Annotated in this window: 19 protein-coding genes and 1 pseudogene; 17 read left to right on the top strand and 3 right to left on the bottom strand. The window is 40.9% G+C overall.

The annotated features are described in order from the left end of the window. Positions 1-312: 312 nt before the first annotated feature. The 6 genes and pseudogenes from D5281_RS20405 to D5281_RS20380 form a co-directional block, all read left to right on the top strand. A pseudogene (locus tag D5281_RS20405) lies at positions 313-1,374 on the top strand (helicase-related protein); the annotation flags it as partial. A 617-nt stretch (positions 1,375-1,991) separates the two neighbouring features. Continuing rightward, complete coding sequence (locus D5281_RS20400; protein WP_160561878.1) at positions 1,992-3,827, top strand: reverse transcriptase/maturase family protein; 1,836 nt, start codon at positions 1,992-1,994, stop codon at positions 3,825-3,827. Between the two features lie 9 nt (positions 3,828-3,836). Beyond that, positions 3,837-4,838 (top strand): helicase, encoded by a 1,002-nt coding sequence (locus tag D5281_RS20395; protein ID WP_277935499.1) that lies wholly within the window; start codon positions 3,837-3,839, stop codon positions 4,836-4,838. A gap of 10 nt (positions 4,839-4,848) precedes the next feature. Continuing rightward, positions 4,849-5,685, top strand: a complete 837-nt coding sequence (locus D5281_RS20390) for a DUF6674 family protein (RefSeq protein ID WP_160561877.1) — start codon at positions 4,849-4,851, stop codon at positions 5,683-5,685. Positions 5,686-5,776: 91 nt separating this feature from the next. Beyond that, positions 5,777-10,381 carry a YodL domain-containing protein gene (locus D5281_RS20385; protein ID WP_160561876.1) on the top strand — a complete coding sequence of 1,535 codons (4,605 nt, stop codon included), beginning with the start codon at positions 5,777-5,779 and terminating at the stop codon, positions 10,379-10,381. 3 nt (positions 10,382-10,384) lie between these two features. Continuing rightward, on the top strand, positions 10,385-10,588 hold the full coding sequence (locus D5281_RS20380; protein ID WP_160561875.1) for a transposon-transfer assisting family protein: 204 nt from the start codon (positions 10,385-10,387) through the stop codon (positions 10,586-10,588). Positions 10,589-11,270: 682 nt separating this feature from the next. On the opposite strand, the gene D5281_RS20375 is transcribed toward D5281_RS20380, so the two are convergent. Continuing rightward, positions 11,271-12,644 (bottom strand): relaxase/mobilization nuclease domain-containing protein, encoded by a 1,374-nt coding sequence (locus D5281_RS20375; RefSeq protein WP_160561874.1) that lies wholly within the window; start codon positions 12,642-12,644, stop codon positions 11,271-11,273. Then, positions 12,593-12,934 carry a plasmid mobilization protein gene (locus tag D5281_RS20370; protein WP_016226228.1) on the bottom strand — a complete coding sequence of 114 codons (342 nt, stop codon included), beginning with the start codon at positions 12,932-12,934 and terminating at the stop codon, positions 12,593-12,595. Before D5281_RS20370 ends, D5281_RS20375 begins: the two co-directional genes overlap by 52 nt. A gap of 667 nt (positions 12,935-13,601) precedes the next feature. Between D5281_RS20370 and D5281_RS20365 the strand changes: the two genes are divergently transcribed. Continuing rightward, positions 13,602-14,897 carry an IS110 family RNA-guided transposase gene (locus D5281_RS20365; RefSeq protein WP_160561873.1) on the top strand — a complete coding sequence of 432 codons (1,296 nt, stop codon included), beginning with the start codon at positions 13,602-13,604 and terminating at the stop codon, positions 14,895-14,897. Positions 14,898-14,970: 73 nt separating this feature from the next. Here D5281_RS20365 and D5281_RS20360 read toward each other — a convergent pair whose 3' ends face one another. Then, on the bottom strand, positions 14,971-15,294 hold the full coding sequence (locus tag D5281_RS20360) for a helix-turn-helix domain-containing protein (protein WP_160561872.1): 324 nt from the start codon (positions 15,292-15,294) through the stop codon (positions 14,971-14,973). A 156-nt stretch (positions 15,295-15,450) separates the two neighbouring features. On the opposite strand from D5281_RS20360, the gene D5281_RS20355 reads away from it, so the two are divergent. The 10 genes from D5281_RS20355 to D5281_RS20310 all read left to right on the top strand — a co-directional run. After that, complete coding sequence (locus D5281_RS20355; protein ID WP_160561871.1) at positions 15,451-16,221, top strand: LytR/AlgR family response regulator transcription factor; 771 nt, start codon at positions 15,451-15,453, stop codon at positions 16,219-16,221. Position 16,222: 1 nt separating this feature from the next. Continuing rightward, on the top strand, positions 16,223-17,485 hold the full coding sequence (locus D5281_RS20350; protein ID WP_160561870.1) for a sensor histidine kinase: 1,263 nt from the start codon (positions 16,223-16,225) through the stop codon (positions 17,483-17,485). 188 nt (positions 17,486-17,673) lie between these two features. After that, positions 17,674-18,462 carry a hypothetical protein gene (locus D5281_RS20345; protein ID WP_160561869.1) on the top strand — a complete coding sequence of 263 codons (789 nt, stop codon included), beginning with the start codon at positions 17,674-17,676 and terminating at the stop codon, positions 18,460-18,462. A 4-nt stretch (positions 18,463-18,466) separates the two neighbouring features. Then, entirely contained in the window at positions 18,467-19,330 is an 864-nt protein-coding gene (locus D5281_RS20340) for an ABC transporter ATP-binding protein (RefSeq protein ID WP_160561868.1), read from the top strand. Positions 19,331-19,335: 5 nt separating this feature from the next. Then, positions 19,336-20,403, top strand: a complete 1,068-nt coding sequence (locus D5281_RS20335) for a hypothetical protein (RefSeq protein ID WP_160561867.1) — start codon at positions 19,336-19,338, stop codon at positions 20,401-20,403. 280 nt (positions 20,404-20,683) lie between these two features. After that, on the top strand, positions 20,684-21,124 hold the full coding sequence (locus D5281_RS20330; RefSeq protein ID WP_160561866.1) for a sigma-70 family RNA polymerase sigma factor: 441 nt from the start codon (positions 20,684-20,686) through the stop codon (positions 21,122-21,124). Next, the gene (locus tag D5281_RS20325) at positions 21,108-21,350 is read left to right on the top strand and encodes a helix-turn-helix domain-containing protein (protein ID WP_160561865.1); all 243 of its coding nucleotides are present in this window, start codon (positions 21,108-21,110) and stop codon (positions 21,348-21,350) included. The genes D5281_RS20330 and D5281_RS20325 overlap by 17 nt, the downstream gene beginning before the upstream one ends. Positions 21,351-21,792: 442 nt before the next feature. Next, on the top strand, positions 21,793-21,981 hold the full coding sequence (locus D5281_RS20320; RefSeq protein ID WP_016298949.1) for a DUF6462 family protein: 189 nt from the start codon (positions 21,793-21,795) through the stop codon (positions 21,979-21,981). 326 nt (positions 21,982-22,307) lie between these two features. Beyond that, positions 22,308-23,543, top strand: coding sequence for a tyrosine-type recombinase/integrase (locus D5281_RS20315; RefSeq protein WP_160561864.1), 1,236 nt, complete (start codon positions 22,308-22,310; stop codon positions 23,541-23,543). Between the two features lie 421 nt (positions 23,544-23,964). Beyond that, positions 23,965-24,254: DUF6075 family protein (locus D5281_RS20310; RefSeq protein WP_277935498.1), on the top strand; the 290-nt coding region annotated here is incomplete at its 3' end.

The following is a 24,254-nucleotide window of genomic DNA, read 5'->3' as shown; positions in this document are numbered from 1 at the left end:
TGTTTGGCGAAGTGTGCGGGGAATGGGGACAATTTCATAGGGGAACAGGAAAAACAGGCCGTCCGGAATGATCTGGGCGGCTTTCCTGCATGAATTGTACATGGATGTTGGAACAATTTCCGGCGCAGATAAGAGAGGCATGGTTCGAAAGAGTCAGACAATATAAGATAGAAACATGGAAAATGCAGTTCAGAGAGCTGCTATAGACTGGAAATAAATAGTTGTATATACAATTGATTGTGTGACAGGAAAATGGGTGATTTCACGACAGCAGGTGAGGTCGAATCTGTGACAGCTCATGAAGTTATTAACACAAATAGCATGACGGAGCTTTACACCAATATGCGCTATCTCCAGTACAATACCTTACAGCGTTTGGGGTTAGGTCATTTTGACAGTTGGGCGGCATCCTTTGGGGAAACACAGACAGCGATAGAGCTTGCGCCGGAGGGGACTGGATACCGGGCAAAAACAAGGTTTGCCAAGTTCTTTAATTTACCGGAACTGATTGCGTTATTTAAGGAGAGCGCAGACATTCAGACACCGGATATGTTAAAGCTGCCTGTGCCGGAAGCGGATTATGAAAATATCGTGTTAAAGCCGAGCGAGTACCAGCAGGACATGGTACAGTCCCTTGCGGACAGGGCGGAAGCGGTCAGGGACAGAAAAGTGCAGCCGAACATCGACAATATGCTCAAAATCACAAATGACGGAAGAAAGTTAGCATTAGACCAGCGGCTCATCAATGATATGCTCCCGGATGAAGAAAACTCCAAAGCCACAACCTGTGTGGAAAAGGCGTTTGAGATTTGGGAACAGACCAAAGAGCAGAAATCGGCGCAGCTTATCTTCTGCGATTTATCCACACCGAAGGGAGATGGGACATTCAACGTATATGAGGACATCAGGGATAAACTTATGGCGAAGGGAGTGCCGGAAAATGAAATAGCATTTATCCATAACGCCAATACGGAAACAAGGAAAGCGGAGCTGTTCGCAAAAGTAAGAAGCGGGCAGGTTCGTTTTTTGTTAGGCTCAACCGCAAAAATGGGAGCCGGGACAAACGTACAGGACAGGTTGATTGCGCTACACCACCTCGATGTGCCCTGGCGTCCGTCCGACATTGAACAGCAGGAAGGTCGGATTTTAAGGCAGGGCAACATGAATGACAAGGTAAAGATTTTCCGGTATGTGACGGAAGGGACATTCGACAGCTACTCATGGCAGCTCATCGAAAACAAGCAGAAATTCATCGGGCAGATTATGACGAGCAAATCCCCGGTCAGAAGCTGTGAGGACATAGACGAAGCGGCTCTCACCTATGCGGAAGTAAAGGCTCTGGCAACTGGCAACCCGTATATCAAGGAAAAGATGGTGCGTCCGTAAACCGCCACTTTGTTGGCGGTGCGGTCTAGTTAAAATACTCCCTTTAGCAAGGAGTAGGTAAAAGTATTAACGTGGAGAAATTCACAACCTATCATTCTACAACTTATCTGATTTTGGAAACAAAACAGGGAGTGTAGCATGTTGTTGTCTGTATACAGGCAGACAGCAGAGTAACGATTAAAATTCCTAATAAGTTGTTTTGCTGTGAGAATGAAAATTCGTATATGAGGGTAAAAGCTGGATTGCTTTAACGATAGCCAGAGCTTGGGTATAGCCTTTGCCCCTGCACGAACGGAATTGAAACGTGCAGTATCTTGGCAGTTATATTTCCATTTTGTATAACTGCGTAATACTCAAGATAAAGCAACCATGAGTAGTGTGTAAATGGCGAAAGTCGTACTCCGACAATACGAAAAGCTAATGTTTTAATTAGGCTAAACGGAGATTACCTAAACCCGAAAGGGCATGGTAACAGAGCTTCCGTAGTAGTCCGAGGAACCTGAATCAACAGGGAAAGCTGTAAAATCAGATGCGGGAAAGCCGCCCACATGGCGAAGGGAAGCAGTAGGTTTGGAAAATACAAAGAAAGGAAGGTGCGAGAGGCATTGAGAAATCCAATTAACGTATTGAAAAGCTTAAGCGAGAAATCGCAGGAGAAATCGTATAAGTACCAAAGGTTATACAGGAACTTATACAATCCGGAGTTTTATCTGCTGGCATATCAAAATATTTATGCCAACAAAGGTAGTATGACACCGGGAGTAGATGGCATGACCATTGACGGTATCAGCATGGCTCGAATTAACAGAATTATAGAGAGTATGCGAAACCAAAGTTATCAGCCAAAACCTGCAAGACGTGAGTATATCAAGAAGAAAACAGGCAATAAGAAAAGACCGCTTGGTATTTCTTCCGCTGATGATAAACTGGTGCAGGAAGTAGTCAGAATGATACTGGAAAGTATCTATGAGGGAAGTTTTTCTGTTAAATCACATGGTTTCAGACCAAACAAAAGCTGTCATACAGCACTGATACAGATTAGGAAAACTTTTACAGGAGCTAAATGGTTTGTTGAGGGCGATATAAAAGCGTGTTTCGACAGTTTTGACCATGCAGTGCTTATCCGTATTTTGAGAAAGCGTATAGAAGATGAAGCATTTCTAAATCTGATATGTAAATTCTTAAAAGCAGGATATATGGAACAGTGGACATTTAATAAAACTTATTTCGGTATTCCACAGGGTTCGGGCTGTAGTCCGATACTTGCAAACATTTATCTGAATGAATTGGATGAGTTTATGCAGGAATTAAAGGATAAGTTTGATGTTGGAGACTGTAACAGACGTAAAGTGTCCTATGAATATGAAAGTGTAAGGGGCAGGGCAAAACGCTTGAAAAAGAAATATGCCAAAGACTGGAATAAAATCAGTGAAGAAGAACGTACTCGTCGTGCAAAAGAAATTAGAGATTTAAGGGCAATTTATACAAAACTGCCACGTTATGAAGCACGAGACGAAAACTTCAAGAAGATACAGTATACAAGATATTGTGATGATTTTCTGATTGGAGTGATTGGAAGCAAGGAAGATGCAGAAATGATAAAAGCAGAAGTTAAGAAATTCCTTGCGGAAGAGTTAAATTTAACACTTTCGGACGAAAAGACAAAAATTACTCATACCAGCAAATGTGCAGATTTTCTTGGATATAAGATTAAAGTATCAAGAAATGATGGTATAAAAAGAAGAAAGGACGGTGTAAAATCAAGACCATTTAGTGGTGTGGTCAAATTATATGTGCCGAAAGAAAATTGGGTTAAGAAACTGCTTGAATATGAAGCAATTAAAATTGCAACTGATGAAGATGGTAACGAGAAATGGAAAGCCATGCATAGTGGCAAAGTTCTGAACAAAAGCGATATTGAGATTTTAAGTGACTACAATGCAAAGGTAAGAGGCTTATTTAATTATTATTGTATTGCTGATAATGCCTATGTAATAGGAAAATTTGGCAGGGCAATGAAATACAGCATGATGAAAACTTTTGCGTTCAAGTACAAGACAAAAGTCTCCAAAATTAAAAAGAAATATGTAAAGAATGGAGATTTTACTGTTAGTTATGAAACAAAGCAGGGTTTGAAAACTTCTGTATTTTATAATCAAGGCTATGGTAAAAGAGACAGCTCTGTTGCTGGGCAGGTGGAATTATTACCACAGTATAAAAGATACGACAGACCAAACAGCCTTGCAAGAAAATTGAAAACCAAAACGTGTGAATTGTGCGGTGGTTATTGTACAGAGTTGGAAATTCATCAAGTTAAGAAGTTTAAAAGTCTCAAAGGTAACAGTGAGTGGGAAAGACTTATGCTAAAGCGTAGGAGAAAAACACTTGCAGTATGCCCTAAGTGCCACGAACAAATTCATTCCTGTGATGAAAAACGATAAGTTGAACTTATGGCGAGCCGTATACATCGAGAGGTGTACGTACGGTTTTGGAGGGAGTATGGTACTGTCGAAGTAGATGACAGACTGTGCTTACCTCATGATTTAGATATTCAGGTGTCCAAGCTAAAGCTGTTAAAGGCGAACCACACCAGCCAGAAGTACCGCTTAGAGGACAATATCGTGAAGCATTACCCTGTGCAGATTGCTTCCATGAAGGAACGCCTTGCAGGGTATCGTGCCGACATTCAGACCTACGCACAGAATAAATTCCCGGACAAGGACACTTTCTCCATAAAAATCGGCAACCGGGTATATACGGACAAAAAGGAAGCCGGGGCAGCACTGATTGATATGTGCCGGAGCGCAAAACAGCCGAATATGGCAGTCACAATCGGGGAGTATCAGGGTTTTAAGATGAGTGTTTCTTTTGATTCGTTCTTTTCCAAGTTTACGGTGAATTTAAAGGGCAGCATCAGCCATGAGGTGGAAATCGGCACTGATCCGTTGGGAAATTTGCAGAGGTTAAGCAACGCCTTAGAGGGCATGACCGGGAAAATGGAAACGGTGGCGCAGAAGCTGGAGAACGTGGAGCATCAGCTTGAAACCGCAAAGGTGGAGGTCACAAAGCCATTCGCACAGGAAGAGGAACTTGCGGAGAAGCTGGAACGCCTGACAGAGCTAAATGCCCTGTTGAACATGGACGAAAAGGGCGGCGATGGGATTGATATGGACGATGAGTCGGAAAATGACGGGGAACAGGAGGAACTTGATACAGAAGAAATGGGGCGTGATGCGGAAGCGGTGGCGGATGCGCCTTTCAGACCGCAGGTGAACCGGGCAGTATCGGAGAAGGTGGCGGAGCATGGGAAAGAGAGGATGTTAGCCGACAGTCCGAGAGGGCGCATTTCCGTAAAAGAGAAACTTGCCGAGATGCGTGAGAAGGCATATGGGCAGAAAATGCCGGAAAAGCCGGATATTTCAAAAGGTAAAGGAAAAGAGGAAAGTTTATAAGGAGGGTAAAATGGAAACAGCAGGACAGAACGCAAAACAGGTCATGGAGGAAAATGACGCATTAAAGCAGCTTATAGAGCTGCTGAACCAGCAGAACATGAAAGAGCAGTCACAGGATTTTATGGGGGTTTTCTGGTATGTGGAGGGTATGCAGGTACAGCTTGCCGCAATGGTGGATGAATTACAGGGTGTCCGGGAGCAGCTTTCTCAGATGCAGGAGAAACAGCCGAAGCCCGTTACGGAGAACATTATGGAGAAAATATCCAACCTTCAGGAGAAAGTCACAAGCCTGTCGGAACGTCTGACAGCGGTAAGAAACCGTCTTGTGGAAACAGCAACACAGGCGGTCAACGCTTTTAAGGAAAAAGGCAAGGCGGAGATGTGCAAGGTTCTCCAGAAAGGAATCTCCGGCATGAAGTCCATGCTTTCCGGCTACCGGGAGTGTCTGGTTGACGTGATGACGGACTGTGAAAAGACAGCCAACCAGATTGACAGCATCGGGGACGAGTTAAAGCAGATCGGGAACAGCGTTTCCAACGTAGGCAGGCTGTTAGCCGGGAAAGGAACGAAAGAGGTATCGGACGAAAAGCCGGGTGTCGGTCTGACAAGGGCAGTCAACACGCCTGTAAAAAAGGCAGTGGAGAACCTGCGGAAGAAGATTGACGGGGCGGATCAGGCGTTTGAAAAGCTGGATCGGCTCTCTGCCCGTCTGGATGCCGGGAAGGAAGCGGAGAAAGGAGGGCGGGTGTCCGTAAAGGATAAGCTGTCGCAGATGAAGGAGAAGGTGGGACAGCAGAAAAAAGCACCGGAGCCGGATAAGGCAAAAAGCAAAGAGGAATGTTTATAAAACTATCAGCGAATAAAAATATCCAAAGAGGGGGCAGACAGGGAAACTTATCTGCCCTCTGTTTTTATGGAGGAAAAGGAGAGATAACCATATGGCAGATGCAAGAACTGAAAAACAGAAAGTAAAAGAAATAACGGACAGGCTGGAGGAAGGCTTGAAGGAGCTGTTTGAAGGGGAGAAATATAAAAGCTACCTGAACACCATGTCAAAATTCCACAATTACAGCGCAAACAATATCCAGCTCATAGAGATGCAATGCCCGGATGCGACATACGTTGCCGGCTACAAGGCATGGCAGAGGAATTTTGAACGCCATGTAAATAAGGGCGAGAGGGGTATCCGTATCCTTGCGCCTGCGCCTTATAAAATCAAAGAGGAACAGGAGAAGATTGATCCGGTAACGAATGAGCCTGTGCTTGACCGGGACGGGATGCCCGTCATGGAGGAAGTGGAGATAAAGATACCTGCCTTTCGTGTTGTGACAGTGTTCGACTATTCGCAGACGGACGGGAAAGAGCTTCCCGGACTTGGCGTGAATGAACTGCATGGAAATGTGGAGCGTTATCAGGATTTTATGGAAGCATTGGAGAGGGTTTCCCCTGTCCCAATCCGATATGAGGAAATGGAGGGTGACAGGAAAGGATATTTTATTGATTTAAGCCGCCCTATCGCCATTAAGGAGGGCATGAGCGAAGCGCAGACCGCAAAGACCGGAGTCCATGAAGTGGCACACGCAAAGCTCCATACAAGGGAAGCGGAGCAGGATACGGAGAAAGCAGTCTATAAAGACCGGGAAACGAAAGAGGTGGAAGCCGAAAGCGTTGCCTACACCGTATGCCAGCATTTCGGGATTGACACGTCTGATTATTCCTTTGGGTATATCGCCGGGTGGAGCAGCGGAAAAGAGATGCCGGAGCTGAAATCATCCCTCGACACCATACGCCGGACTTCCTCGGAACTGATAAAGGGGATTGAAGCGCAGCTTCTGGAGATTGAAAAGGAACGTGCTGCAGAACAGTCACAGGAGGACATTATCCTGCTTGTGTCGAATACAGACCGTTCCGAATATGACCTTTTGAATGTTAAGGGCATGGAGAGGACGGAAATATTTAATCTACTGTCTGCCATGAAAGACGATGACAGGCAGAATGCGGAAGCCTACCTTGAAAGAGCCGGGGCATGGGTAGCGCTGCTTGCCAATGAACGGAGCGAGGAAATAGGGGAATACCATTTAGACTATGCCTATGATACGGATACCCATGAGATAACCGATTATAAGGCATTGCAGGGAGAAAATGCCATAAATGACATGGAAAAAGCCAACATTCCGATTGAATATGGCGATGTAATTGTGAGATTCTCCACACCGGACAGCGGGAAATATGAAACCATTAAAATCACAAATATGCAGTCGGAAGTGCAGAATGCCCTGTACGACATACTGATGCGTGAAGTGGACGGGCAGGAGGGAAATGCTTTGGATTATCTGCGTGAAAAGGGTTTTGAGTTTGTGCCGATTATGAGAAGCGGCGGTTTGAATGACGGGTATCCGCAGTTCTTTGATTATGACATGGATATGACGGAAAAGGAGCTTTATATTGCTTCGGAGCTTCCGGCAACGGTACAGGCGGAGCAGCTCATTAACCGCATGGAATTTCACAGGTCGGTATATGACAGCGATGAGCGCAATTTGATTATGAACCATGCGTATAAGCTGGATGATATGTATAAGACCACTTCCCTTGCACATTCCATTGCGGAGCAGAAAGACGATTCAGCCTTGCTTTGGGAAACGATCAGGGTGGCGCAGGAAGAAATTGACGCTCTCCCGGACGGAATGGTGGGGCTGTCGGAAATGCACGAATACGGATATTCATTGGATGAAATGCTCCCTCTGACAAAGGATATGGCATCGGAACTGTTTGGGGAAGACGTATCGGTGTACCAGCTCCATGCAGACGGTTCAGAAACGCTTGTAGAGGACAGGGCGGCATTGCAGGAGCATGACGGACTGTTCGGCGTGGAAAAAGGCGATTGGAACGCTTATAAGGAATACCAGTCCATGAAGCAGGAATTGAAGGACAGCGAGCCTAACCGGGAAGCACAGCTTTTATATGGCAATGAGGGAAGGTATGGTATCTATCAGCTTAAAGATTCAGCGGAAACAAGGGATATTCGCTTTATGGATATGGATTACCTCGAAAAAGAAGGTATCCAAGTTTCCAGAGAGAATTACACCCTTGTCTATACCGGGGAGCTTACGGAGGGCATGAGCCTTGAAGATATTTATACGAAATTCAATATAGACCACCCGGCAGACTTTACTGGACATTCCATTTCTGTGAGTGACGTGGTGGTGCTGCATCAGGACGGGGAGAACACAAGCCATTATGTGGATTCCGTTGGTTACAGGGAGATACCGGAGTTTACAAAGGAGCTTTCGGTATCGGCGGAAATCAGCACAGAAAAAGATGCGGTCAGGGAGGAAACTACAGAAATCCCGGCAGAAAATACAATGGCAGAGCCGGACAATGACAAAGTTTCCTATTATGTCATTGAGGATTTATCCACATGGGCAGAGAACAGCCCGGAAAAAAGCAGGCTGGAGCGTTTTGAGAGCCTTCCGGAAGCAATGGCGAAATTCACAGAGTACCTGGGAAGGGAAACAGAGGATAAGCCGGATATGGCGAGGGCAACTTTCGGCTTTCATGTCAATGGCAGCGAATTTGACCTGATCCACGTCAGAAACCATGAAAACTGTCTGTCACTGGATTTTACGCACAGCAAGGCGGTGGTGGAAAGCAGCCGCTTCATGGAGGATTTGCAGACTTTAAATCAAGAGGTCGGCTTTGACAAGGTACGGGTTCATCGGGAAATGTCGCCGGAGGAAATAAAGGATTTTGTGAAACAGCGGTTTGAGTACCAGCTAAAGAGCAGCGGTCTTGACGATATTTCCCTCTATATGGACAGGTTTGATACCCTCTATGAACAGGGGAAAATGGAACATCTCATGCCAACAGCCAACCAGAAGCATATCGTGGAAGATGTACTGTTTACGGAGTGGGAAAATCCGTACATAGACACCAAAAGCCAGACAATGGGCAGAGAAGAAACAGAGCTTGCCTTCCGTCTGGCAGACCGTTATATCAGTATTCAGGAAGCCACTGAGGGGTATGATTACACGATTTATGATATGAACTACCGGGAACTGGACGGGGGCGTATATGACAATCCGGACATAACAATCAGACAGGCACTTGACGAGATTGTGACGGATTTGAAAGAGCCTATGCACAAGAGTGAGCTGGAGGGAAATATTCACACTTATGATGAACTGATACCGATTGATTATGACGAACTGGTGGAGAAAGCGGAGCAGGAAGCAAAACATGGAATTGAAAACCGTATCCGGAAGGAAGCGGAAGAACGTAAGACGGTGGCAGACTTTAAAGCCAAAACAGAGGAATTATTTCATGGAATCAACGGGCAGACACAGGAGGATATAGAGTTGAGTGTCTACGCTTATTTGCAGTCCAAAATTGACGAGTATGGGATAAATATAGAGCTTGTTGATGTAGCGGTATCCGGAAGCCGGTGCAGAGGTTTGGAGGAAGCTGCTTCTGACCTTGACGTGGTGGTGGAGTACCGGGGAAGGGAAAGCGAAGATGACCTGTTCAATGCCTTCAACGAGGACGGTTTTACAATCGGCGGCGTTAAGGTAGACATCAATCCAATTACAGTGGGCAAGACTGGGACGCTTGGGCAGTATCTTCCGAGTGTGGAAGCCTATCTTGAGGAAAAACGAGCCGCCCTGCAGGAGAAAGCCGCAGAGCAGGCACAGGAGGAAAAACAGACGGTTGTCACTCTTACAGTGGCAGAGTGCGGGGAATTTCACAATTTCGGAGAGTACCATGAGGGGATAGCAGACGTCCCGGAAGCAATCGCTATTTTCAACCAGATACCGCCGGAGAGGATGAACGGTATCCCAAGCATCGGCATCAATATCCATACAGAGGGGACAGAAAGCTATGAGGACATACAGATAGATATTGTTTCGGGCGGAGTTGCGGATTTGGAGATTCTGGACTATGTGCCGGATATTACGGACAATCCGAAGGCGGTGGAGGTCATTGCGGAGCTGATCGACAAACTGCCGGATATAGAGGTGAGGGGTTCTCTGGAAAAGTGGCAGGCGGCTTTCCTTGCTGCGGAGATAGACCAGCTTTCCTATAACTACGACACTGTTCAGTACAATCAGACAGTGGAGGACAGGGAAGCGCAGATAGCGAACATCACAGAGGACATCAGGAACGGGAATACCGGGTATCTGAATGATTTCCTCAATGCGCTCATTTCAGACAGTATCCGGGAAGGCATGACGGATATTTTCGGGAAAGGGACGGAGCTTAATGACAGTGAGGGCATACAGACCGCAAGGAAGGTGAAGGAGCTGATAGATAAGCTGGCGGAATACAAGCCGCTTGCAAAGGTTGAGGAACTGGAAGAATGTAACTATAACATGATTGATAACGTCCTGAACAATGAGAAGCCGAAAGAGGAAAAAGAGAAGCAAACAGGCAGAATTTCCATAAAGGAAAAGCTGGCTGAGAAAAAGGCGGTCACCCGCCAGAGGGATAAGTCAGAGAAAGAAACCCCGGAAAAGGGGACAGAGAAAAAATCAGAAAGGGAGATATAAGCTATGGATAAATTTACAGTGGAAGAAATCAATTTGATGTGTGTGTTTGAGGGACAGGAGAGGAAGGGTATGATTGCCGACATAAAGAACGTGATCCCCCACATACAGGACAGTGATATGGTGGAGCTTGCCGGACAGGTCTTAGGGAAACTGGAAGCCATGAGCGATGCGGAATTTGCAGAGGTGGCATTGGAAGCGGCGGAGTGATTGACGCAAATCTTTTATAGCATTATTCGACAGAACGTGCTATAATTCTCTTAGTCAGATTAGAGCAGGTAGGGATAGTCTGCGGTTGTCCTTTCTGGAAACGGAAAGGAGGTCGGTATGAATACGTTAGAAGTGCTTACGTTGGTGCTGGTGATTTTTGCAGCCTTGACATACATAGACAATAAACACAACCGCAAGTAACGGAAAAGGCTATCTTCTACTGCCATAGAGGATAGCCTTGTAATCCGTAATTTTTTACGCTTTATAAGTTTCCGATTGAACAACCGTCGGACGTGCAATATCCTTCGGCTTCTAAGATGATTATAAACCAACACTGCGAATTTTGCAAGAGGGTTTAGGAAATGGGGGGTGCTTCGGCACTCCTATTTTTTTGCAGATTTATAGACTATATTACAGGAATATGGTCTTGTCTGCAAGGATTTTTTCAGATTTATATAATAAGGTAGGAAGGAATGGGTGGGATTCCGCCGCAGTCGGCATTGTGCGTAATGTGTATAACTCCCCTTCTTATGGAGCTGTGGGCAACACTGTTTGCAGGATGTGGGAAAGCTGCCCTTTGCTTTTCCATATGCTGTGAATGGTGTTGTCCATGACGGAATGGGGAGTTATGCACATTTCCACGATGCTCTTTTCGCTTTTAAAGCCTTTTTCAGACAGGGAATTACCGGGAAGGGTTATTATCCCGGTCTGGCTGTTCCTGTGCGCTTTTTGGCGGCTCTGTGCGCCATAAATACTGGTTCAGGTTCTCCAGTTTCCGGTTCAGCGATTTCAGTTCTTTTTCACAGTTTTTGTATGTGGCGGTCAGTTCTTTTTTCTGTGCGGTCAGCTCCTGATACTCCGCTTTCAGCTTGTCGATGTTCAAGCCTTTTAAGGGGATGCCCGCCTGTTCCAGCATACGCCTTGCGCCGCCATAAAGGATGATCTGGCTCTCATGCTTACGGAAATAAGCGTCTGGGTTTTTGGACTTCTTATAGGCGGTATGATACGCTTTATTTGCCTTGTACTGCTCCGCATATTTGATGATTTCCGCAAGGTCTTTGATGCGGTTCTCCAGCTTGCGGACAGTCTGCTTTGCTTCCTTCCCGGTGGCGGCTGTGGTGGCGATTTTCTGTTCCAATTCTTTTATAGAGCCTGCTTCACTATATGCTTGTGCCGCAATCTTTAAATTCTCCACCGCCGCCCATCTCTGCAGCCCCGGACTGTTCTGGAATTTCTCATCGGAGGTATCAATCAATCTCTTATTTGCGTAATCCCTTTTCGGGATAACTGCTTTCCGTTCCCGTTTCAGTTCAATCCGTTCTTTGATGCGCTCCTTCGTGTATTCCTTTCCGAGTGACTTGATGCTGCCACGCACAAAACGGTCTTTGCCGAGTGGACGGAAGGAGATAAATTTGAGGGTGTCTTCCCCAAAAGTTTCTCCTTTTATCTCATAGCCTTTTGCCCGCATCAGGAGCAGAAATTCTTCGTAAGTTGAGGATGATTTTATGGCGGCGTTGATGTCTTTCCTTATCTCTGTTTTCCATGCGGTGCTGTTCTTGTCTGCCTGCCATTCGTTGTATTTTTTCCCACGCTCCCCACCGGGGATAATGACAGAAAGATTATGCTCGCTGCAGAGCTCGTCACTTAATTTTCGGATGCGGTAATAGCTCTGCTTACAGTCGTGGTATTTGTCATGTTCTATGTTGTCAGCGGCACAGAAAATGATATGGTTGTGGACGTGACCTTTATCAATATGTGTGGTGACAACATAAGAATATTTCCCCTCTAAAACCTTGTCCGCAAGTTCCTTCCCGATCTGGTGCGCTTCGTCAAAGCTGACCTCACCGGGAGCAAAAGCCTGTATCAGATGATAGGCTTTATTGGGGCTGTTTTCCCGGCAGTGGTCTAAGGTATATTTGAAGTCAATCGCTGCGGTTTCCGGCGCACAGGCGTAGGAAGAAATATAGATGCTTCCGTCTGTCTTGTCCGGGTTGCATATGTAGGCTACCGCTTTATCAACGGTTGCTGTGATAGCATGGATTTTTGTGATTGCCATACCTGTTTCATCAACTCCTTTACTTCGTCCATATCTTCCTGATAGACGTGGTTGGTGCTGTTAATTCTTTTCGCAATCTGGTTTAAGCTGGAGCTGATTCGCCCTAACTCCGTATTGTATTCCCGTAAAAAACTGTAATCCACGTCATAGACATATCCGTATAGAATCAGCTTCCGGATAAAAGCCGATTTGCTTTTCATGCCGGACAGCTTAAACTTCTCGTCAAGGATGTACTGCTCCTTGTCGTTCAAGTGAAATTCATTCCGGTTGGTGCGTGTCCTGTTTGCCATTTTTACATCGTCCTTTCTAAATTTGGGCATAAAAAAACTGCTGTAACTTGTCCGGTTTACAACAGTCTGGTTTCGTGTCTGTTCAGTTGTTTTGGATAGAATTATCCATATGTTATTGTAGCAAATCTGCGTGGGAAGGTCAAGGACTTGCGGAGAAAAATGCAGAGAAAACCAAAGAGGGTTAGGGATACTTCCCTATGGAAATTTCATCATACGGACGGTAGGGAAGTATGGGGAATTTCGCCCATGTGTCCGGACATGGGCAGTGCTTGCTATTCTACTGATGACACTCCCTGAGGGTGTGTCAAACTTCCAGACATGCCGGGCGGCATGCCCTCCTTACGTCGTACCTGCCTTCCGGCACAAACAATGCATGAATCCAGCCAGTTTACAGTTTCGTTTATCCCTTTCTCGTGCTATACTATCCATGAGGATATCAGTACACTACAGAGCACGGCGTGGTGAGTGGCGAAAGACCATCTTATCCCGAAAACTTATTTGTGCCGTCATCCTTTTCAAGCACAAACAATTGAGACCTCGAGTCCGTACACTTATCATTTAAGATGGCAGAACCCTTAGGTTCTGAGATAAGTCTTTTCGCTTGGGTGACAGTCAATGCTGCTGTCCTCTTTTTATGCTCTCACCCCTATGTGAAAGGAGGGACTTTATGGATACACAACAGTTTGAAGTGATCCGCCCCAAATGCGCCGGTCTGGATGTACATAAAAAATCAGTCGTTGCCGCTGTCTGTACCTCTGATCCTGTCACTTTGACGGCCTCTTACAAAACTAAGGTCTTTAACACTACTAATTCAGATATCTCCGCCCTGCGCGACTGGCTTCTCGCACAGGACTGCCGCGATGTCTGTATGGAATCTACAGGTAAATACTGGATCCCTGTTTTTAATATCCTTGAACCTCACATGCATGTCATCCTCACACATCCCAAATATGTCAAAGCAATCAAAGGCAAGAAAACGGACAAACGTGATGCAAAATGGATTGCCAACCTGTTCCGCTTCGACATTGTCAAAGCTTCTTTTATCCCTCCCGCAGACATCCGGGCTTTGCGTGAGCTGTCCCGTTACCGCCTGAAACTTTCTTATATGCGCACGGCAGAGAAGAACCGTTATCAGAACAGCATGACCATTTCCCGCATCCGAATCGATTGTGCCCTGACAGACCCTTTCGGGCTTTCCGCCACACGCATCATGGACTACCTGCTTTCCGGTGAACCCTTCGATGAAGAAAAATGCCGTTCCCTGATCGACCGCAGGGTTAAGGCTTCCAAAGACGAAGTCATGGACACCATCCACGGGTACCACATCCTGGAAGAGCAGAAATTCAAGATGACCCATGCCAAAGCCCACATGGATTTCATCAACAAATCCATTGATGAGATTGAAGCGGAGCTTTTCCTCCGAAGCCGTCAGTATGACGTTCAGGTCAAGCGGATCGCAACGGTTACCGGGATCACAGAACTGTCCGCATTGTTCATCCTTTCAGAAATCGGCGCTGATATGTCCATCTTTGAATCTGACAGGCATCTGTGTTCCTGGGCTGGACTTACCCCTGCGAATAACGAGAGTGCCAACAAGAAAAAATCTACCAGGTGCTCCAAAGCAGGACAATATCTCAAGCCACTGCTCATCCAGTGCGCCCTTGCCGCTGTAAAAAGCAAGAAAGAACCTTATTTTGCGATCAAATATCAGCGTCTCTCCAAGCGACGCGGCAAGAAAAAAGCGATCATTGCTATTGCAAGGATGATGCTTACCAGCATTTATCATATGCTGTCAGATAACGAGGATTTCCATCCGGATGACTACGAAGCCACCATCAATCCACCAAAACAAAAACCAGTTGTTCTTACTCTTGACAATACCCTTCAGTTCCTGAGAGAGCAGGGAGCTGACCCGGAAACCTTAAAACTCATACAGCAGCAATGTGTTGCACAAGTCGGATAAGTTTTTAAAAAAGACTTTTTCCACCAAGGGGGTAGTGCGCCCAAAATTCAGGCTATGGATTCACACTTATATATCAATTATCTGCTTGGGGAGAAGTTATGCGTTTTAAAACCAAAGATAAGAGTAATAAATCATTTTCAGATAATGTTTTTACATCGTTCATAATGGTTCTGAGTAATGGAGGGTTATTTATTGCAGGATCAAAAAATTCCAATGGTGTGATTTTAAAGTATTCACAAATGTCTAAAAATGCAGACATAGAGGGTAAGGTTCTGCCAGATGTAATGGACTGAATATATCCTTGCGAATGTCCTAAATCTAAGCTTAATTGATATTCAGAAAGATTATGTTGCATACGCAGAGTATTAATGCGTTCCCTAATAAAATCTTCATACATAGCATATTTTCCTCCTTGCTTAATAAATATTTTATGCTTTTTGAAAAAGCAATAATCGTTTTTAAATACTTATTGCTAAGAGAAAATGCTTGATATATATATTTAAAATATCTATTATGGAAAATATAAAACAACTAAGGAGAGCGAGATTGAAAAATGGTAAACAAAACGGTAGAATATAAAACAAAAATTATTGGAGGAAACGATGTGTTTTATATAGGAATATGTGATGATGAAAAGGAAATGTGTACGCAATTAGAAGAATGGTGTTATAAATATGGAAAGAAAAAGAATATAGATTTAGAGGTTTATGTTTGGTATACGGGAGAAAGTTTATGTAATGATATTTTGAAAGATAAGGAATGTATAGATATGCTTTTTCTTGATATCGAATTAATTACTACAGATGGAATACAGGTGGGGAAGTTTATTAGAGAGGAATTGAAGAACTTGGAAACGACTATTATATATATTTCATCTAAAAGCAGTTATGCTATGCAACTATTTCAAGTGCAGCCATTAGGTTTTTTAATTAAGCCATTAGAGGTAGAAGAAGTAGAAAAGATATTAGACAAAAGTATTCGATTATATGAAATGAAAAATCAAAAATTTGAATATTATTCAAAAGGAACTTTCTATAAAATTCCTTATAAAGAAATTATATATTTCTATAGCCAAAACAAAAAAATAAATATAATAACAAATGGCGGGGAGGAACAATTTAATGGAAAATTAAAAGCGATTACTTCAACACTACCACATAATTTTATAATGATACATCAATCATATATAATAAATTTAGATTATATGATAGAGGGTTCTTACGAATTAGTAAAAATGCGGGGTGGAATTTTGTTGAATATTAGTCAGCCATATCGGAAATCGGTTAGAGAGCGGATTATGCAAAATAAATGGGAGGAGAAATGATATGGATGGAATAGTCATAACACTGAGTACCAATTTGTTTAGGACTTTTATAATTAGAAAATTTATGTCTGTATATTTTCAGATAGATATCGAAAATAAAAAGAAAGAAAAGGGGGTTTACTGCTTATTTTTTCTTTTTACAAGTATTGTTTATCTAATATTTCACTTCCCACCTGCAAATATAATGACAAACCTGCTACTGATATATTTAATTACTCAGATATATGAGGGAAAACAGAAGAAAAAAATATTAGTTACTTTTTTGATTTATGGAATCAATATGATTTGTGATATCATTGCAGTGTATTCCTGCAATGATTATATGATAGGAAAAAATCAAAATGAAATGACAGTATACATAACTGTTTTTTTAATTGCGGTTTGTGAGTTTTTTATTGAAAAATTTCTGGTAAAAAATAGAAAAGCAGATTTTATTCCTCCATATTTGAGCATATTAATTGCAATTCCAATTATAAGCATAGTGCTTTTGCTGATTATGATTATGAATAATTTAAACCATAGAATTCTTTTGGTTTCTGTGGGAACCGGAATACTGTTTATGAATCTGCTCATATTTTATTTGTATGATGTATTGTTGAGTGCATATGTGAAACTAGAGGAAAATGCAATATTTGAGCGGCAGCTTGCAAGCTATTCAAATCAGTTAAATGTTATGATGCAGTCGGAAGAAAAACTGATGGCATTGCGGCATGACATGAAGCATCATTTAAATGAATTGTCAATTATGGCGAATCAAAATGAGGATAGCGAAGTGATGCATTATATCCAAAATATATATACCTATTTTAGCAATCCCAATGAATACATCAGTAGCGGGAATAAAGAGATTGATAGTTTGGTAAATTATATGCTGAATAAAGCAGAGCGGATTCTTGAAAGAGTTGATTACAAGATAAATGTTCCAAAGGAATTAGATATTAATTCTTTTGATTTAAATATTATAGTTGGAAACTTATTAGAAAATGCAATAGATGCAGCTAAAGATTCTGAGGAAAAATGGATAGAGGTTTCGCTGAGCTACGAACAGGGAATACTGTTCATTCGAATTAGAAATAGCTTTGATAATGTGGTGCAAAGACGAGGAAATACCTATTTAACTACTAAAAAGAAAACGGTAGGACATGGCATAGGGTTACAGAATGTGAAAAAGGTGGTGGATAATTATAAGGGAGAAATGCAAATATTAGATAGTGATAATATTTTTGATGTAAAAATTATTTTATATACTTTATTGTTGAAATAGCAATGTATTATAATGAAACAGTTAAAAAGTGGTGTGGAGTGTCCGCATCACTTTTTTATATGAATTTCGCTATATTATATATGAATTTCGCCATTTGACGAATTGGGAGTAAAAATGGCGTATTATGGAAATAGATTAAATTACAATTTAGAATAATCAAGAAAGCACAAGAAATAGTTTTAACAGAAATGAAAAAAAACAAGATTCGTAATGAAGAAAATAAAAGCAAAATTAAGCTTTTAAGTGAGGGAAAATTAGATTTACCAATTGGGAGAAAAGAAAATATAGAAAAAATTGATATAACAAATTTTTTGAAATTTATTAATGAGTATTTGAATTGTGTAGAAGTTGGGTTAATAATATTTTCCAATATAGATAATGAGAAAATTTTTGGGATTTGTAAAAATATTTTTGGCAAAGAAAAGGTGCAGAATAAAACGAAAATTCTTGTTGAACCTAAATTAAGTTGTTTGAAAAATCAAAAGCTGGTGATAAAAGACAATCAAAAATTGAATAAAAAAATATTTTGCCTATTGGTCGAGTGGCATAAGGACATAAAAAATATTATATTACAACAATTGTTTGAAGTAATTTTAAAAGACTTTATGAAAGAAAAAAAAATCACAATAGGGTGTAAAGTAATAACAAAAGAAATCATGTATTTAACTATAACATTTGAAAATTGTATAGATATAGATTGGGTTATAAGAAACTTTGTTTTGTCAAAAAAAAGTATTATGAGAGGGAAAAATAATTTGAAAAAGCAATTTTCTGAAATTGAAAAAATAGGGTTAAATAAATGGTACATTCTTGATGAGATATATAAAAATTTTTTATATAATATGCCAATAATTGATATTAAGAATATTCCATATATTTTGCAAATTATAGATAATTTAGTTTATGAGGATGTAAAAGGCTATTTTGATAATTTATCAAATTGTAGCTGCAAAATAATAGAATATGCAGGAGCGTGATAGGATGGAATTAAAGGTAAGTAATGTCAGAAAAATGTATAATAAAACCGTAGCAGTTAAGAATGCAAATTTGTATCTTGAAAGAGGAATATATGGTCTTTTGGGGGCTAATGGTGCTGGAAAAACTACACTTATGAGTATGATTAGTAGTTTGGAAATCCCAGATAGTGGATGCATAACTTATAATGGTAAAAATATTTTTGCTATGGGGGATGAATATAGAGCCTTGATTGGATATATGCCACAGGATTTCGGGTGTTATAAAGAATTTTGCATATTGGATTTTTTAAAATATATTGCACTGTTAAAGGGGATAAAAAAAAGCCATATAGATAAGCAGGTAAATCATGTTCTTAATTTGGTCAATCTGCAAAAATGCAATAGCAAATATTTTAATGAGCTATCAGGAGGAATGAGAAAGAGATTAGGGATAGCACAAGCTTTATTAGGAGAACCACAGATTTTGATATTAGATGAACCAACAGCTGGATTAGATCCCAAAGAAAGGGTGCGCTTTAGAAGTATAATCAGTGATATAGCTATAGATAAGATTGTTTTGATTTCAACGCATATTTTATCAGATATTGAGTACCTTTCGAACAGATTACTTATTATGGATTCAGGAACAATAGAAGATATTGGGCAAATAGAACAAGCATTTACTAATATAAGAGGTAAAGTATGGGAATGTAATAAGAATGAATTAAATGCAAATACATTAAGAAATTCAATAGTTTGTAATACGAAGGTAAACAATGAAGGACAGCAAATTGTGAGAATCATAAATGAAGCTCAACCAGTACCTTCAGCGACAAGCGTCTGCGGAACTTTAGAAGACTTATATTTATATTTTGTGGGAGGAAAATGATGAATATGTTTATGTATGAAATAAAAAAACTTTCTCCAAGAAAAATAGTACTTGTAGGAGTGCTTATTTTGTTTTTGGGCATGATATACAATTTTTTTTCGAGTTATCTATACTATGATACATATATACTGAATGGCGATAATAGCGGAATTGAAGCGTTGAACGGAAAGGCGGCTAATGAAATACGAAAACAGGCAGAAAATCAGTTCAAAGGAAAAGTAAATGAGCAGACTATAATTAGAATAGAACAGTTTCTAGAAAAAGAGAAACAAAGTATTGGCCATTTATCTGAAGATCAAAAAGAACTTTATATGATGAAATATAGTAATATAAGCGGCTTAAAAAATATAAATAATCGAGAAATTATTTTCGGATATTGTAGAGGTTGGCAAAAGTTTATTATTAATTTTTCTAATACATTTTCCATTTTTATTATTATATATTTAATTGTTATTTTTTATAAAATTTTTATTTGTGAAAAGGAAAATAAAATTGCAGAAATTGTTTATTCTACTAAAATGGCGAGAAAAAAATCTGTTTTAATAAGAATATTTATGGTGAATACTATTTCACTTATAATATATTGCGCATTTTACGTTATAAATTTTTTAATGTATATGACCTTATATGGTTTTGAAGGGGCAAAAGTCAGTATTCAATCAATCGGAGTTTTTGCTAGTTCGGAAAGTTTTTTTAGCGTAGGGGAATTAGCAATAGTTATGTTTGTTGAGGGAATGCTAGCAACATGGGCAATTTCAATGATTATATGTGTATGCTCTTGTTATGGGAAAAATACATTTTCAGTGCTTTTCAGTTCTTTGATTATAATTATTGCCCCAATATTTTTTGATTTTACAGATATATTACCACCATTTCAAAAGGTATTAGAGTTATTACCAATATACTCTCTTAATATTATTTCGCAATATAAAACAACAGGATTATATCATAATTCTATTTTACTTTCTATATTATCAGGAATAGTTAGTATTTTAATTATATTATTTAGTTTTTTATGCATAAAACAATATTTTAAACATTATTCATTACAAAAAAATTATGCTAGAAAGTGAGAAGCCATGTAGTAAAAGGGATTTAAGGAAGATCCTAAATAAAATATAAGTCGTAGTTCATTAATAAGCAGTGCATATAGATATTAGTAAAACAAAATATTTGATAAAGGAAACGCCTGATGGGTAATGTCCCACGCAGGCGTTTTTTATATATATGAAAACTTTTTAAAAAGTTTTTCACCTTACCCGAACATGGGAATACAGCCATACGGGATAAAGAGCGAAAGGGAAAATACGATTTTGCTCTTATCCAGTTGGAACGGGAAGGAGGTGAACTCTTATGGAGCAATCTTCATCCCGTTATGAACAAACAATCAGACATCAGTTTGACCGGATATGCAAAATGGCATTAAAGGGCGAAAAGGTAGATTACATCAGGCACATGGGCTATCGGCAAAAGAACGAAGTTATGTTGTCGGAACTGCCGGAAAAGGAGCTGAATCAACTTTCTATTATGGATGAGTATAAAGTGGAAAATCATTACTTTCAGGTACTTGGCTATGATATTGAGGTTAAAGATGCCCTGATAGCAGAAGCGCTGCAATCGCTCACAGAAAAAAAGCGTAATGTGATACTGCTTTCTTATTTCATGGAGATGAGTGATGCGGATATTGCCAGAGAAATGAATCTTGTCCGCAGTACCATTCATGAACACAGAAAACGCTCGCTGGAAATGCTGAAACAAATTATGGAGGGAAGTACAGATGAAAAGAAAATGTAAAAGAGAAAATGGTTTGTTGCCTTTCCATACGATTAAGGCAGCAACAGAAGGCGATGTGGAGGCGATTAATGCGGTATTAAAGCATTATGAAGGTTACATAGCAAGCCTGTCTGTCAGGAAATTATATGACGAATATGGACAGCCGCATTACTGCGTAGATGAAACGCTCCGCAGGCGGCTGGAAACAAAACTGATTACCAAAATATTGGATTTTGAAATAGCATAACAGCCTGCCAGTTTTCTTCCCTTTCAGAAAGATGACAGGACTGAATGCAGATGTACCTTGACAACTGAATATTGTGTTGCATACAGGACGTGAGGATATGCAGAGCCACTAAGCAGATGCGCCATGACGTACCTGCCCTGATTTATAACAGGGTGAAACGTGAGGAAATGTCGAAGCGGGACATTGAAGCAAAGGTAAGGAGCGAGTGAGATCGGGCAAAATATGTAGCAGTTACATGGGGCGATGAAGCATATCTGTGATAATGATACTTCCGGGCTGCGGGAAAGCCGCAGTCCGGTCAATGAAATGACGGTGCAAGACCGATGTGGGCGGCGTAATGAGCCGCCACCTGTATTGCAGTTTTTATCTGCTAATAAATGGGGAGAAGCGTTATTCTGCCTATTTATTAGCAGATAAAGCTGTGCAATGATTGGAGGAATTTATGGTAAAAAAAGTAGACAGAAAGAAATTTGTCAGATATAAGGAAGGTGCAGAAATTTACAGCATGGGTTTGACAAAATTTCAGGAGCTTGCAAAACAGGCAAACGCAATCTATAAGGTAGATAAATTAGTATTGGTAAACTGTGATATTTTTGAGCAATATTTGGAGTCTTTTAGAGTAAGTGAATAATTAAGGCAAAGAGGGTTTCGTGATAAATAATTGTTCTACAAAAAGTTCTTGACTTTTTGTAGAACGGGAATTATAATGGTATTAGTTATGAAGGAGGTGCATAGTAAATGCCAAGAACGGGACGTCCAAAGACCGATTCGCCTAAGCTGAGATCGTTAAGCCTTCGAGTTGACGATGCAGAGTACGAGAAGCTGAAAGACTATGCTGCCAGACATGACATGACCATAACGCAAGTGCTACAAAAGGGTGTTGAAATCCAATACTCAATGGAAGAAAGAAAGTAGCAGTACGAAATATCTCTTTCCTTTTGTAAGAAAGGAGCAGAGATGGCAAAAGCAAGAAAAGACCATAGAGGGAGAGCTTTACGGAAAGGGGAAATCCAGCGCAAGGATAAATCATATATGTATACTTATACTGATCCTTATGGGAAAAGACGGTATATATATGCAAATGATATAATAGAGCTTAGGGAAAAAGAAAAGCGGCTGATGAAAGACCAGCTTGATGGTCTGGATGTATATGCAGCAGGAAACGCCGATTTGAATTTTGTTTTTGACAGGTATATTACAACCAAGACAGAGTTAAGGCGGACAACCTACACAAATTACATCTATATGTATGACCGATTTGTGAGGAGTGAGTTTGGGAAACGAAAGATTGGAGCGATAAAGTATTCAGATGTGCTGTATTTTTATTATCATCTGCTAAATGACAGAGGTATGCAGATTAACACTCTTGAAACAATACATACCGTTCTCCACCCAACATTTCAACTTGCAGTACGGGATGACATCATCAGAAACAATCCGAGCGATGGAGTGATGGCTCAAATCAAGAAGAAGCCGGGAAAAAATCATGGTGTACGCCATGCCCTTACACTGGAACAGCAGAGAGCCTTTATGGACTACACAGCCAAAAGTCCGGTACATTGCCATTGGACACCTTTTTTCACAGTATTATTAGGAACAGGGTGCAGAATTGGTGAAGTAATCGGGTTGAGGTGGGAGGATATAGATTTTGAAAAGAGGATAATCAGTATAAATCATAGTGTTACCTATTATCCTAGACGAAATGATACTACAAAATGTGAGTTTGGAGTATCCCTCCCGAAAACAGAAGCGGGTATCCGTACTATCCCCATGATGGACGCAGTATATGAAGCGTTCCAGGAGGAATACAGCGAGCAGAAGGAAGAAGGGTTTAATACTACGGTGGTTGACGGAATGACAGGCTTTATTTTCAGTAACCGCTTTGGCAATCTTCATAATCCGCAAGCTGTAAACAGGGCAATCAAGCGGATATACGAATCGTACAATGCAGAGGAAGTGTTAAATGCTAAAAAAGAGAAAAGGCAGCCAGTCATAATACCTCACTTCTCATGCCACCATTTAAGGCATACCTTTTGTACAAGGTTCTGCGAGAAGGAAACAAATGTGAAAGTGATACAGGCAGTTATGGGACACGCCAATATTGAAACAACGATGGACATATATGCCGAAGTTACTGATATGAAGAAACAGGAAGCAATACAAAATTTATCACGCAATCTTGATGTATTTTAGGAAAGAGTCCGAAGCGGATAAGTGAGTACAACAAATTGTGTGGTTTACAACAAATTTACAACAAATTTGGAATTTTACAGGTAGAATAATACATCATAATGAAGTGATGAATTGTTAGAGAAAAGCGGAAATAAGCGGTTATGAAGAATAATGAAGTAACTCATTTGCCTTTCCCGACGATGAAGTCGCTCGACAAATAAAGCCAGTGTTTATGCGGGTTTGAAGCACCTACGGTCACGCTACTGCAACAAAAGTGCAACAAATTTTAAACGAATAATACGGAATAATACTTCCATGTACGTTTATCGTTGTGCGGATACATTCTAATATTTGTACCAACAAGGACATTTTTCTAAAAGAAAATTTTAGAGAAGTGTCCTTTTTTGTTATGGTCAATCATCAAAGAATGGAGGAAGAAAGTATGAGTAGTACAGCGTTAGGAGCAGAGAAAGCGATTATTTTTATCAGCGATGCACATGAAAAATTCTACTACGAAAAATTGAAAGAGGTCAGATATCAAGACGTATACCACAAGGCACTTGTCTATTGTCTTGGTATCAGCGATGACACAAGAAGAAATATCAACAGCATTTATAACTTTAAGACAGGCTGTGTAAAAACGGAGTGCCTGCACGAAGGCTGGCAGACCAGCGGGAGCTTAAAAGTAGTCAGGATGGCGTTTAACCTTTACTGCAATGGTACGCCAAGTGT

Source organism: Parablautia muri (genome assembly GCF_009917485.1).
GTDB lineage: Bacteria > Bacillota > Clostridia > Lachnospirales > Lachnospiraceae > Suilimivivens > Suilimivivens muri.
This window is presented reverse-complemented; position numbering and strand designations above follow the sequence as displayed.